We start from the raw sequence: 13,253 nt of genomic DNA on the forward strand, positions 1-13,253 counted from the left end.
GCCCTCTGACCAGCTATGTAGGAAGTTAGCGCGGGGTGCTGGAATCAACTCCGTATCGTGAGGGAGCGCGCCCGCGATCTGCGGCCGCTGCTTCCGCGTCTACGCCGGCGCGAGGGCCGGACCTACGTCGCCCGCCTGCTCCGAATCGCCGACCTGGTCCTCCTCGGCTGACTGGGGGACGCTGATATGGCCTTGTTGGCCACCGCTCGCTTTCCAGCTGGGCAGGGAATCGTGCCTGGCTGGTGGTCCTCTCTTTTCGTACCTTCCGGGTGATGTCTCCATCAACCCAGGCGAGGGGATGTATGACGGAGCAAGGGAGTGCGAAGGGCCCGATACTGGGCCGGACTAGACATGCCGCAGAGGCGGCCCGAGATGCCTCTCATGAAACGCGGACGGCGGCCGAGGAAATCAAGCGTCAGGTCACCGAGGTGCAGAAGGCGATCGCGCGGATAGAGGGGGCGCTGAGGAGGGTCGAGGAGACTCTCGGTGAGCACCATGCCCCCGCACGAGAAGTGACCGCGGAGGAAGAGGTGGGGCGGCTGCTCCTCGCCTACGTAGAGCAAGGCCACAAAAAGGGCAGCTGGAACAACATCTGGATCAGCAAGATCTACGAACGGCGACCGGATGCGGTGGAGGCAAACCTCCGAGGTGCCATCTACCTGGCGGAGAAGATCCTCTCCTTGGAGTCGCCGGAGAGTGACCACATCGGCAGAGATGCCCGCGCGATCTTTGAGAAGGTGGCCGAGCGAGCAGCCGATGACGAACTGCCAGAGAACGTCACTCCTCTGGATACGCACCAGCGGGCGCGAGGAATGTAGCCCTACGCCGCCCCGGGCGCCTGGCGGTCTCAGCCGACAGACGCCGCCACGTCGGAGGAGCAGCAAGAGATCACCGACACGTGGCAGGACCGGCAGGGCGCGAGGGTCTTGCGTCGCCGACTCACCATGAGCCGCGCCCACGCGGGCTGTGGTGGTCCCTATGAGGTGAGATCTGCAGCAGGCGGTCGAGCTTTGGGCTGACTTCCGGTCCAACCCGCGCTGGCCGAGACCTATTGCCTCAAGTGAAGCGCTACCACCAGCAATACCTCTTTAAGGTGCCGAACGGCTACTGCGGCATCGGCGGCACCGGCGTCGCGTGTCCGATAGGCCTGACCACCGGTGAGGCCTGACCTGCGGTAACTAACTGATCCTGGCCCTTGGTCGCCCGGCTAGCCCGGTGCCGATCGAGGGCCGGAGCCGTACTCGGCGAGGACCGCCGGCACCTCACAGCCCCGCGACAACTCGGTAACCACCTCATGGAGCGTGGGCATCCAGGCTCCATGGCCGCACACCACTGGCCGACCTGGAAGACGCCCACGTAGCCGCCGCCGTCACCGCCGTCCGTCTCCTCGATGAACCCGTATGTCTTGTCGTCGAGTCCGAGAACTGACGGTCCGGGCGTGTGATTCAGATCTGTCGCTGTCGCCTGATAAAAGAAGAGGCCACAGGTCCAGGTCCTGGTAGCCCCACTCAGAGAATGATCACCGATTGAACCATGCCGCCGACGGGCGCAGGTGACTGTAGAAGGAGTTTTGATGGTGCGGACTACGCCGCCGCGTCCGGTTGACATCGCTTCCATATTCCCTGAGCTGGCTCCGCTGGCCAGGCAGGCGATCCGGCTGCATCCGCGCCCAGGCATACCGACGCCTTACGAGAGTTCCATTGGTGGCCCGCTGCTCTGGCCGGCGGATGAGGAGTGGCCGGTGTGCGCGGAAGTGCACGATGATTGGCAGCTGCCGGTGTCGCTGGACGACGTGCGTAGGCGTCGTGCCCTGCTGGAAGCAGCATGGCTTCGTCCCCGTGGCCCTAAGGAGAACCTTCTCTCCCCAGAGGAGCGGGCCCTACTGGACACATTGGAAGCAGGCCACCCCTGGCACGGCGAGCCGAATGCCCTGCTGCCCGTCGCACAGCTCTATCTGCGCGACATCCCTGGGCTGACTGGCCCCGATGGTGCAGATCTGCTCCAGGTGTTGTGGTGTCCCCTCGATCACGAAAGCGGACTGCCTGCGGCCCGCCTGGTGTGGCGGGACACCGCGAGCGTCGTCGATCCTCTGGTCAGTCCGCCCGAGCCGGCCGATGTCGATCCCTACGGCAACTATGTCCCCGAACCCTGCGTCCTTCACCCGGAGGCCGTCATGGAGTATCCGGCTCCGCATGAGTTGCCGGAAGAGTTGGCGGGCCGTCTCGTTGCCTGGGGCCCCGCGGAATGGGCCAAAAGCCACCCGGAGGATGAAGATGAGAGTGGCGGCGCTTACTACCAGTATGAGCTGTCCGTCGCCCCCGGATGGAAGGTCGGTGGGTGGGGGCCATGGAGCTTCTGCGACCCGTGCCCCATGCTCTGTGCCACCTGCAAGACCGAATGCCGGCCACTGCTGACCGTCAGCTCCGGTGAATGGGACGGCGGGAGCGGAAGCTGGATTCCCCTCGAAGACCGCGTACCGCCGGGACCAGCCGGCCTCCGCAGGCCTTCCGACCCTCCGATGGTCTCCATCGGCCGCGGCTACAACATGCAGATCTACATCTGTCCGGAGTCCTTCGACCACCCTCATCTGGAGAATATGCAGTGAGTTCTTTCGGCCTGCCCGCCGCCAGGTGAGAAGCGATGGCAACCAACGGAAGCGTTCTTGTAGCTCGAAGGCGTCGTGTCAGCCTGTCCCCATGCCGGCACGCGATGGCGTCCACTGTGTCTGCCTGGTCTCGCCTCCGGCACGTGCGGAGTCCGGTCTGCCGCGAGGGCATGATCCTTGTCGGTCTTGTTGGAAGCGGCGACCAGCGGTCCTGTGTCACAAAGGATCACCCTGTTGCCGCTCCGCCGGCTTCCTATGGTGGGGGTACGTGAGGTACCGTCCTCGACCAGACCTGGACATCCGATCCACTGTCGTGCGCGGAGCAAGATCTATTGCCTGAGGTGAACTGCTACCACCAGCAATACCTTTTCAAGGTGCCCAACGGCTACTGCGGCATCGGCGGCACCGGTGTCAACGCAGGTGACCCTTCGGCCTGGTGCCCGACTGGGCTGACGGCCTCTTCGGAGGAGTAGCCGGGATTGCTGGGACCTCCGGGTGGCGGTTTAGGCCTGCTCGGAGGTCTCGTTCTTGTCCTGGGCCACGAAGGAGCCCATGCCCGGGGTGGTGACGATGAGGCCGTCTTCGCGGAGCTTGGCGGTCACCTTGCGGATGGTCACGCGGGCGACGCCGAATTCGCCTTCCATCTGGACCTCGGAGATGAGGTAGCGGGGCGGGTACTCGCCCGACTCGATACGTGCGCGTACGACCTCGTAGATCTGCACCCACTTGGGTCGCGTCGGGTCGTAGTCGATCACTCGGCAACTGTAGGTAGTAGCTCCAGGAGAGGCATAGAAGCTCATAGCTATAGACAGGTATATTTAGGCTCTGTAGCCTGCGGTGCATGACGGAGCTTGAGGACCTGGTAGCGGGTTTCCCCGGCTGGTCGATCTGGCGCAGCCGAGCAGATGACAGGCCGGGAGACTGGTACGCGACGCGACGGGGCCATCGGCTTACCCAGGCCGAGCTAGTGGCCGGCGCTTGCATGACGGTAGCCGCTGAGACTCTGGACGAGCTGCGGCGCGCGCTGGACGAACAGATCGTCCGGTCGGCGGCGCGATGACGGCGGTGCAGGGAGGGCCGCGTCGGCTGGCACGCGATCTGGTGGGGTTCCCAGAGTGGGACTGTCCGGGAATCGCGGTCCATCCGGGCATCGCGCTACGGAGCCGGAAACGGCTGGAGTGGCAGGACCAGCCTCGCGGCCCTTACCGAGTCGTCGACCACACCTGTTGCTGTCAGGCGGTTGTATACGAGCTGATCTGTGTCGGCGGCATCTACCAGGTTCACAAGGTTATCCAGTCTGACCCGCCCGAGCACACATACACCGGCGGTTGGAGAGGCGACGAAGCCCGCTACTGGTGGATGCGGATTCTGATGGGCTCAGCCCGTTGACGCCTGACTTCTGTCTCGGAAAGGCAAGAGCCTCGTAGGCCAGGAGGGAAGCTGCTCGGGCGGCGCAGGTGAGGTGTTACCGCGTGAGGCGTTACTGCTGTACAGCAACCTCGCCCGATGGCGCACCCTCGTAATCCGGTGCCAAGTGGACCCGGACCGGAGGGCCGCCAGGCCCGAGGACCGGAAGCCGCGCGGCAGATCTTTGAAGCACCCGCATTAGGAAAGCGGTGATCCTTGAACTTGAGCTATGGCGTTGATCTGCCTAAACGCCTTGGCAAGCCCTCGTACCCTGCTTGATCATTTTTCGCGTATAGTTCGCGCCTGTCCACCATCCAGCAGCCCAGTCCGTGCGCCGGTGGGAGATCGCTGGTGGGACGTCTCATTGTTGTCGGCTTTGACGCGTCATCGGACAGGGCGGTCACCCGTCGGGAGTGATGGGGAAGGGTCCTGGCGCGGTCGGGGTGGTTGGCGGGAGTGATCTGCACCGCCTGGCGCCCCCGTTGGATCGCCTCGTCCAGGTCCGCCATCACCCCGGTGTGCTCGAACCGGACCCGCAGTGCGTTCCCCAGGTTGGACAGGCGTCCGGCGCGGTCCGTGGTCGCGGACCCTGGCGAAGAATAGCTCCGATGAGGCTGGCCAACCCGATCCAACGCGATCAACCAGTCAACCGCTTGCGCACCCAATCCACGCTCTTCTGCGAACTCGGCGGCCCAGACACCAAAGGCGTGGTTCAAGTCCACCAGGGTCTTGTCCAGACCGAAGAGCGTAAGCCGCCCGCACAGGCGCGATCGTAGGACAGCACCGCTTCTCCAACTACGCCGCTCCCGACCGGACAGCGTATAGATGTCTACTGCCTCGGCAACCCTGGTGGCCCAAGCCTTACTCGTGGGCGAACTTCTCGGCTCATACCTGGAACGGCTCGCCAAGATCTACACCGGTGTTGTCCGTATGGGAGAGCGGAGGCCGCTGGACTCGCTTCGACCTGCGAGCGGCCCGTGCTCCCATGCCGGGTGATGTAGACGACTACGACCCACACAGGACAGATGTAACGACCCGTGTGGGGGAGGCGACATTGAAGTGTGCTCCCATTACTAAGAGACGAACTGGGCCTGCACCTTGAACTGATCAGCGAACGGTTGCCCGGCCACCTACCAGGAGTGTTTGACTAGTGCGCGCAGCGTCGCGTCGCCGTTCGCGGCCCTGGGCTTCTCAAGCCATTAGAGGCAAGAAACATGTAGTGCTGTGCATCAGTCACAGACAGTCGAAATACCAAGTCCGTAGGTTGAAGTCACCCCAACAAGGGAGAAACTATTATGCACGAATCCGAGCTTTCCAATACATCAAGTAATTCCATTCCCGAAACAGACTGCACCGACAACCTTGAAAGGCTCAAATTTATGTTCACAGTACGCTCCTATCATCACAACGCCATCTGGGAGGAACAGAAGCACTTTACGTGGCTGATATCGATCTTACTTTCGGCTCAACTGGTAACTTTGGCGAGCACAAGCCTGGGCACATCTGGAAAGATCATAATCATCCTAGCAGGTTCTATCGTCGGAATCGTTCTCGCGGTCACGGCATTCAGGGTCCAGCGTCACGAGGGCAGATACTTCCGGGCGGCGAATGTGGCGTACATTAAGGAATACAACCTGCTTTGGCGAGACTCACCCCTCCCTATGCCTCCCGTCAAGGCGAACAAGGGAATTCTTGAGCTTGTGCTGTCCTTCTTCACCGGGAACGCTGGGGTTCGAGACTATTTTCAAGTCCTATGGCTGTCATTTATAACAGTGTTTGCCGGACTTGCGCTCTATGTTTTTATTGTACTCTAGACGTTCTTTTCTCTGGTGGTCATCCCTTTAATGCCGCCCGATGCTCTCCGTGACCTTCTCCAGCTCCCGTTAACCGTTGGCCCGATCGGGAGGATAACGACCCCGTCCCCTCTTTACCTCTCCCGCGCAACCCGCATGCACTTTGCCGCATGACAAAATTGGGGACTGTTACACCCGACAATTACTGTGATCGCTATGACGAATCGGCAGCTCGCCGAGATGATGGGGTGACGGCCTGGGCCAGTACAACTCATCCAGACCTTGGTTTCGGCATCACGGATGCCAACGCTTAGGGCCTCTGCTGTTCAGGGGCGGTAATCAGGGACGTGGTCGAACTGCCGACCTTCCGCTTTCAGGCGGACCAATTATCCTGCTCGGCTGATCGCCACCCTGGTCAGACGCGTGTAGAAGGTGACTTGGATGCGTCGGCGTGTGGGGACGTTGCTGTCAGCCCTGCTGTCACCTCGGCCAGAAATATCCGGTGGCAAGGCCCGACGCAGGAGGGCCGCGGCTGTCAATTCCAATCGCCCCAGCCGCCTACGGGGAGGTCCGAAGCCGGCGATCGTCACAGCCTCCGCCGCGAACACGTCATTACGAGTGAAGCGGAGCATCGTGGCCCAGGGTCGGCGCTACTGTTCAACCATGGGGCGCCGTACGGGACGATCAGGATGCGTGAGGCGGCGTTGCTGTACTTCCCTGCTGTACAGCACACCACAGCAACCCGCGTATCCGGTGGCAAGCTGACCCGGAGCACAGGGCCGCTAGGCCCGAGGCCCGGAAGCCGCGCGGCAATATATGTCCGATAACGGTTAGGCCGCCGTGTACGGCGATGGCTTCGTTGTGCATGGCCAGGCGGGGAGCATGGAGTATATGCGGAGGCCTCGTCGGCGATGGACGCTGCCCTTGGGGTTCGGGGTGGTGGGTGCAGGTGGTAGCGCATTAGCTGGTGTTTTAGCTGCGGGGACGGCTGGTGCCGGTGCGGTGTCTGTGGTGGGCGGCATCCTCTCTGCGGCTGCCGGAGTGGGGCTTGACAGGGCGTTGGAGCGGTACGAAACGCAGCGTGCCGAAGAGGCCGCTGCAGAGCTTCAGCGCGAGAAAGCGCGGGAGAACTCTCGCTTACATGCTGAACCAGCTACCTCTGAGTCCAGTCTGACCGGACTGCTTCGTCCTGAGCGGGGGATCGTGCCGTTTCGCGGGCGAGATGTGGAGATGTCGGTACTGCGATCGTGGCGTGAGAGGGAGGATGCCAGCCCACTTTGGTTGCTGACAGGGCCAGGTGGGGTGGGGAAGACCCGTTTGGCATTGGAGTTTGCCGAGGAATGCCAGGCCATAGCGTGGCGGTATCAAGTGGTCGGTGAAGGGGAGGAGACAGCCGCGCTCACGACGGCGCAGGCGCTGGAGCAGCCGGTTCTCTTGATCATCGATTATGCCGAGACCCGGGTTGGGTTGGAGGATCTGCTGACCCGGCTTGCCAGGCTGGTCGCTGAGGGAAATGCATCCGGGGTGCGGGTGCTACTGCTGGCTCGGCAGGCTGGTGAATGGTGGGATCTGCTGGGCACTAAGGCTGCCGCGGCAGTGCGTGATCTGGTTGCCGCCACACCGGTCGCGGTGCTATCCGCGGCGTTGGATGAGGGTGTCAGCGCGGAGGACGTGGCAGCAGAGGCGGTGCCATGTTTCGCACGTGTGTTAGGGACGCCAGCGCCGTCGGTGCAATTCATGGTGACTGACGGCAGGCGATTGCCGGTCCTGGTGTTGCACGCGGCGGCGCTACTGGCGGTACTGGACTCCCAAGCCGATGGTGGCGACGGCTCACGAGCGATGGTGGATATGGGGGTCTTGGCCGCGCTGCTGGGGCATGAGGGGCGGTTGTGGGTCGACAGCGCTGAACAGGCTGGGCTGGGATTGGCGTTGACCACGATCAAGCAAGTAATGGCCGCCGTTGCTCTGCTCGGCGGACGGGATGAGGATCAGGTACGGCATGTGCTGATGCGGGTACCAGATCTGGCAGATGCTGGGCGGGAACGGCTGGGGAGGATTAGCCGATGGTTGCGGGAGCTCTATCCCGGTCGGGATTACAGTTGGCTGGAACCACTACGGCCGGACTTGTTGGCTGAGCACCATTGCGCGACGCAGTTAGCAGCCTCGGAGTCTCTACGCCGCGGCTGTCTGACAGATCTAGACTCTGAGCAGGCCGAGTATGCATTGACTGTGCTGGTACGAGCGTGCGCACACCACGACGCGGCGCGCAAAGTATTGGCGACGGCTTTGGCTGACGATTTAGAGCATCTAGCGTTGCCCGCGGTGGCAGTGGCGGTGCAGACGGGGGTTCTCCTGGGTGATCTTCTGGCCCGGGCGTTGGAGGAGACTTCTGCCTCGCTAGAGCATCTTCAGACCATAGCCAAGGTAATCCCGTATCCCTCCATCGCCCTGGCTGACGCCAGCGCCGTCACTTTAACCCGGATCTGCGATTTTCTTTCTGCAGGTGTGGATCATGATGATCGTGCGCGATGGACCGGTCAACTCGCTGTTGCTTTGTCGCAAATCGGGAGGCGCGAGGAGGCCTTGGCCACGATCGAGGAGGCTACCGGCCTGTATCGCACCTTAACCGCAACGCAACCCGGCGCCTATCTATCCGCCCTCGCCATGTCACTGAATAATCAGTCCACTTGCCTAGCTGATCTCGGACGGCGGGAGGATGCCCTGGCAGCGATCGAGGAAGCAGTGGGCATCCGCCGGACCCTAGCATCCCGCCCCGGCGCCGACCCCGAACTTGCTAGATCGCTGAACAACCAGGCCATCCGCCTTATGGAGCTAGGGAGACGGGAGGAAGCCCTGGCAGCGATCGAGGAAGCGGCGGCTATTCGCCGGACCTTGGCAGAAACCCGCCCCGCCTTCCTCCCCGACCTCGCCGTATCGCTGATCAACCAGTCCAACTGCCTGGCTGGGGTGGGGCGACGGGAGGATGCCCTGGCGGCGATCGAGGAAGCTACCGCCCTCTACCGCGCACTGGCCGAAACTCGCCCCGACGCCTTCCTCCCCGACCTCGCCGCATCGCTGATCAACCAGTCCACTCGCCTAGCTGATCTCGGACGACGGGAGGATGCCCTTGCAGCGATCGAGGAAGCAGTGGGCATCCGCCGGACCTTGGCAGAAACCCGCCCCGACGCCTTCCTTCCCGACTTTGCCGCATCGCTGATCAACCAGTCCATCCGCATGGCTGGGGTGGGGCGACGGGAGGACGCCCTGGCAGCGATCGAGGAAGCTACCGCCCTCTACCGCGCACTGGCCGAAACTCGCCCCGACGCCTTCCTCCCCGAACTCGCTGGATCACTCAACAACTACTCCAACTGCCTGGCTGGCGTGGGCCGGCGGGAGGATGCCCTGGCGGCGATCGAGGAAGCTACCGCCCTCTACCGCGCACTGGCCGAAACTCGCCCCGACGCCTTCCTCCCCGAACTCGCCGCATCGCTCAACAACTACTCCAATCGCTTTGCGAGCCTGGGGCGTGCGGAGGAAGGTCTTGCGGCGATCGAGGAAGCAGTGGGCATCCGCCGGACCCTGGCAGAAACCCGCCCCGATGCCTTCCTTCCCGACCTCGCCGCATCGCTCAACAACTACTCCATCCGGTTTACGAAGCTGGACCGGCAAGAGGAGGCCCTCGCGGCAATCGAGGAAGCAGTGGGCATCCGCCGGACCCTGGCAGAAACCCGCCCCAACGCCTTCCTTCCCGACCTCGCCGCATCGCTGATCAACCAGTCCACTTGCCTAGCTGATCTCGGACGACGGGAAGAGGCTCTCGCGGCAATTGAGGAAGCCACCACCCTCTATCGCACGCTGGCCGAAACTCGCCCGGATGCTTTCCTTCCCGGCTTTGCCGTGTCGCTAAATAACCAGTCCACTTGCCTAGCTGATCTCGGACGACGGGAAGAGGCTCTCGCGGCGATCGAGGAAGCAGTGGGCATCCGCCGGGCCCTGGCAGAAACCCGCCCCAACGCCTTCCTCTCCGACCTTGCCATGTCGCTAAATAACCAGTCCACTTGCCTAGCTGATCTCGGACGACGGGAAGAGGCCCTCGCGGCAATCGAGGAAGCAGTGGGCATCCGCCGGGCCCTGGCAGAAACCCGCCCCAACGCCTTCCTCCCCGACCTCGCAACAAGTTTGACGGTTAAGGGAATGGTGCTTCTCCAAAATGAAAAGGCGGCAGAATCGGCTCCTTTTCTGATCGAGAGCCTGGAGATAGCTACCGAAAGAGATCTAAAGAAGTTGATTTCAACTGTTGTCAGTTTGCTTCGTGCGGCTTATCAGGAGAGTCCTAGGCAGGTCACACAGACGTGGCTTAATCTCAAAGGCAGCAACCCGCCCGAATGGATGGAAGGGGGGTAGGAAGTCGATCACGATTCACAAGCGCGCCGGGCGGCGCTGGCCGCGACCGGCCGGAGAGCCGCAGCGCGGCCAGCGACCGCCGACGCGCGGCGAGACGCCGCAGGCGGATCGCCCTTGATAGCGAGAAGAAAAGTTGCTTCCGATCTTGGGGGCGAGTCCGGACGTCGCAGGTCGGAGGCCGGCTGCGCCGCTGGTCGCGGAGTCCGTACGCTACGGCTCATGTCTACCGATGGTTCGGGTTGTCGCTGCATCCTCTGCCGTGACTACGGGGACTGCGATGAGTGGGATGCCATGGATCGGCACACCGTTGAGCACGTCCGGAGTCGCGGCTGGAGCGTGAGGATGATTCCGGAGGACGATCTGGGGCACGGCTTCGCCTACACCGTCGGCCTGTGGCACACCTACCGGTCGCCCGACCTGGCAATGTTCAATCTGGACATTCACCTCATGCACGAGCTGCTGAACCGCCTCGGAGACGGTGTCGCTTCCGGGGAGCCTGTCGAAGCCGAGCAGGAGCGGCACGACCTCATCACACGGCACCCCGTCGTCCTCAAGCAGGTCGACTTGCGGTGGTATCGGGAGTTCTTTGGGCAGGCGATCGCGTTCTATCGGCGTTCACCATTTTCGGTGCTGGATGTTGTGTGGCCTGACCCCGATGGCCGGTTCCCTTGGCACCCGGACTACGCCGCGCAGTATCGGGAGCTACAGCCCTCGCTGTGGCTCTGGCCCGGCGACCAACGAGATCTTTCTTCGTCTCGGTGAAGGTAAGACGCCGCGCTGGGGACGACTTGCTCCTGCGAGGGATTTCTAGGACGTCTTGACGGCGTCCCATCGGGTGGTCTCCTTGACCTTGCTGCTGGCTGCACCCTTGATCCTGTCCATCGACAGAGAGGAGTGCGAAGGGAGGCAGCGTATGCAGCGAGGGGAGGATCCGGTAGAGCGGTGCCGTGTGGTGGCGGCGAGTGCGGGCCATCGCTCACCGGTCGGAGTGAGTGAATGACGAGATGCGGGCGCGGGTGGCGGCATCTCGGGCGGCTCAGGGACTTCCGCCAGTGATCGAGGATCTGGCGGTGTTGGAATGGGTGGCGTCAGTGTTCCGGCTCGTCGGCGAGGACGGGCCGGAACACCTGCGCCAGGTGGCCTAAGCGATCCAGTCGAAGGTGAACCGATCAGGGTCCCACTTCTTGCGCGGGTCGGCGGGCGCGACAGTGATCGTGCGGATGACCGCGGCGACGATCGCGCGTCGTTGGGAGACGTTCATAGCCTCCCATCGGGTGAGCATCTCCTGAGCGGTGCCGACGAAGGGGATCAGGGGCGAGGTACGCGACAGGCTCGCCAACTGGGCACGGTTCTTGTCCAGCCGCAGTTCGATCGGGGCGCGGGCGGCCATCCATTCCTTGCGGCTGATTTCACGGCTGGCCCAGGCTTGGGCGAGTTCTTCCAGCAGTTCCTCGTCGGCGCGTACGGCCTCGGCGAGGTTGTCGTCATCGCCGCCGTCGTGATGGATGCGCTCGGCGAGGGCGGGAGAGTCGAGCGCCGTCAGCAGCATGTCACGGACGTAGTCGTCGGTACGGGCAGCGTTGGTGGCGACACCGCCGCATGAGCCGCTGCCGGGAACGTTCGGACACACGTACCGGGGGACTCCTGCTCGGGGACGGCCGTTCATCCGGTGCCCGCACCGGCCACAGCGCAGAATCCCGGACAGGAGGTAGGTGCGCCCGGTGGCGGCCTGGCGGCGGTAGTCACGGGCGGAATCGCTGAGTAATACGCGCAGCCGGTCGGAGTCGACGGGGCTGATGATCGCGGGCCAGACGGCGTCGGCGACGATCTCACCCAGCAGAGGGCGGGTGGTCTGGAAGCTGCTGCGAGGGGTGTGCTCTCTTCGCCCACTGATCCGTGCTGAGGCGAGCAGGCGCCGCAACGTAGTGGGAACCCAGTGACGCCCGGAAGGCGTCTTCACGTCCCGCCGCTGGAAGTCCTTGCACACGCTCGCCAAGGATTCGCCGGCCAGCACACGCCGGGCGGCCTCGCGGATTACCTCGGCCTCTTCGTCGATCACGGTGATGCGGTCCTCGGCGTAGCCGTAGGGGCGCATCCCACCGCCGGAGACCTTGCCCGCCTCTGCGTTCTGGCGTCGCTGTCGCTTTTGTCGTTCGGCCTTGTGCTCCGCCTCGTGGCGGGCGGCGGCCCCGAGCATGCGCGCGATCAGCCGCCCGGTCGGCGTGGCCAGGTCGATCTCCCCGGTGACCGTGGCGAGTTCGATGCCGCGCCGGTCGGCCAGGTCGATGACGTCTTCCAGCTCGCGCGGGGACCGTGTCAGCCTGTCGACGTGCCAGCACACGATGGCGTCGACGGTCCCGGCCTCGATGTCGCCGAGAAGTCGTTGCCATGCGGGGCGGGGGCTTCCGGAGTAGGCGCTGACGTCGTTGTCGGAGTAGACGTCGATGACCTGCCATTCGCGGCGTTCGGCCAGCGCTCGGCAGTCGGCTTCCTGACGGGCGACGCCGAGCCCGGCACCCGCGCGGTCCTGGCTTATCCGGCAGTAGATCGCAGCTCTGCGCATGGGTCACATAGATACACGCTCGTTGGCACCGGCGTCTCCTGCCCCGTCGGTCTGACCACCGGCGAGAGCTGATCAGTCGCCGGGCAGGATCGTGAGTCGTTGCCCCTTGGGAAGATGACGAGGGGCAACGACAGTCCCGCTGATCCAGCCTGGCGACTTCGCGAAGGTCGAAGCGCTCGGCCAGGGCTATCACGCGGGCGTCCACAGCCTGAAGCCGGAGCGAAGCGTAGGCCGAGAGCAGCTCGGACATCCGGCGGTAGTTGTGAGGCGTCACCTCGATCACGCGAAGTCCGTCGTCGGCGATGGCGTGCGGGGACGGCGGGCCGGAGTGCGGCGTGCGAGTCGACCTCGACACCCGGAGCAGCCGCCTGCGCGACACGGCGGTGACCGTGGTCACCGCCCGGGGAGGCGCCTACGGCCCCGGCACCCCACGGGAGGGCTTCGACTTCCAGACGCCCTACCTGCGGACCTAATTGCAGGA

9 protein-coding genes and 3 pseudogenes are annotated in these 13,253 nt (G+C 63.8%); 9 read left to right on the plus strand and 3 right to left on the minus strand.

The features are described 5' to 3' along the window. Nucleotides 1-302 precede the first annotated feature (302 nt). A complete protein-coding gene (locus ACIBK1_RS05755; RefSeq protein WP_150935870.1) occupies nucleotides 303-818 on the plus strand; it encodes a hypothetical protein in 516 nt (171 codons plus the stop codon). A 29-nt stretch (nucleotides 819-847) separates the two neighbouring features. Here the strand turns inward: ACIBK1_RS05755 and ACIBK1_RS05760 are convergent. Beyond that, nucleotides 848-958 (minus strand): annotated as a pseudogene (locus ACIBK1_RS05760) (HNH endonuclease); the annotation flags it as partial. Nucleotides 959-1,069: 111 nt separating this feature from the next. Between ACIBK1_RS05760 and ACIBK1_RS05765 the strand changes: the two are divergent. The 3 genes and pseudogenes from ACIBK1_RS05765 to ACIBK1_RS40600 form a co-directional block, all read left to right on the plus strand. Further along, nucleotides 1,070-1,168: pseudogene (locus ACIBK1_RS05765) on the plus strand (peptide-methionine (S)-S-oxide reductase MsrA); the annotation flags it as partial. 405 nt (nucleotides 1,169-1,573) lie between these two features. Continuing rightward, the gene (locus tag ACIBK1_RS05770; protein ID WP_396732569.1) at nucleotides 1,574-2,605 is read left to right on the plus strand and encodes a hypothetical protein; all 1,032 of its coding nucleotides are present in this window, start codon (nucleotides 1,574-1,576) and stop codon (nucleotides 2,603-2,605) included. Between the two features lie 350 nt (nucleotides 2,606-2,955). Beyond that, nucleotides 2,956-3,078: pseudogene (locus ACIBK1_RS40600) on the plus strand (peptide-methionine (S)-S-oxide reductase MsrA); the annotation flags it as partial. 30 nt (nucleotides 3,079-3,108) lie between these two features. Here ACIBK1_RS40600 and ACIBK1_RS05775 read toward each other — a convergent pair. Then, complete coding sequence (locus tag ACIBK1_RS05775; protein WP_150935878.1) at nucleotides 3,109-3,360, minus strand: GntR family transcriptional regulator; 252 nt, start codon at nucleotides 3,358-3,360, stop codon at nucleotides 3,109-3,111. Nucleotides 3,361-3,446: 86 nt separating this feature from the next. Here ACIBK1_RS05775 and ACIBK1_RS05780 point away from each other — a divergent pair, with 86 nt between their 5' ends. The 4 genes from ACIBK1_RS05780 (at nucleotide 3,447) to ACIBK1_RS05795 (ending at nucleotide 10,971) form a co-directional block, all read left to right on the plus strand. Next, nucleotides 3,447-3,665: a hypothetical protein gene (locus tag ACIBK1_RS05780; protein WP_396732572.1), complete on the plus strand. Its 219-nt coding sequence runs from the start codon at nucleotides 3,447-3,449 to the stop codon at nucleotides 3,663-3,665. 1,642 nt (nucleotides 3,666-5,307) lie between these two features. Next, on the plus strand, nucleotides 5,308-5,826 hold the full coding sequence (locus ACIBK1_RS05785; protein WP_396732575.1) for a hypothetical protein: 519 nt from the start codon (nucleotides 5,308-5,310) through the stop codon (nucleotides 5,824-5,826). 1,281 nt (nucleotides 5,827-7,107) lie between these two features. Continuing rightward, nucleotides 7,108-10,209 (plus strand): tetratricopeptide repeat protein, encoded by a 3,102-nt coding sequence (locus ACIBK1_RS05790; protein ID WP_396732578.1) that lies wholly within the window; start codon nucleotides 7,108-7,110, stop codon nucleotides 10,207-10,209. A 291-nt stretch (nucleotides 10,210-10,500) separates the two neighbouring features. Next, complete coding sequence (locus ACIBK1_RS05795) at nucleotides 10,501-10,971, plus strand: DUF4262 domain-containing protein (protein WP_396732581.1); 471 nt, start codon at nucleotides 10,501-10,503, stop codon at nucleotides 10,969-10,971. Between the two features lie 379 nt (nucleotides 10,972-11,350). Here ACIBK1_RS05795 and ACIBK1_RS05800 read toward each other — a convergent pair whose 3' ends face one another. Then, nucleotides 11,351-12,772 (minus strand): recombinase family protein, encoded by a 1,422-nt coding sequence (locus ACIBK1_RS05800; protein ID WP_396732584.1) that lies wholly within the window; start codon nucleotides 12,770-12,772, stop codon nucleotides 11,351-11,353. A gap of 335 nt (nucleotides 12,773-13,107) precedes the next feature. Here ACIBK1_RS05800 and ACIBK1_RS05805 point away from each other — a divergent pair, with 335 nt between their 5' ends. After that, the gene (locus ACIBK1_RS05805) at nucleotides 13,108-13,245 is read left to right on the plus strand and encodes a hypothetical protein (RefSeq protein WP_357314367.1); all 138 of its coding nucleotides are present in this window, start codon (nucleotides 13,108-13,110) and stop codon (nucleotides 13,243-13,245) included. The last annotated feature ends 8 nt before the right edge of the window (nucleotides 13,246-13,253 follow it).

The organism is Microbispora rosea (genome assembly GCF_044460045.1).
In the GTDB taxonomy this organism is placed as follows: domain Bacteria; phylum Actinomycetota; class Actinomycetes; order Streptosporangiales; family Streptosporangiaceae; genus Microbispora; species Microbispora rosea.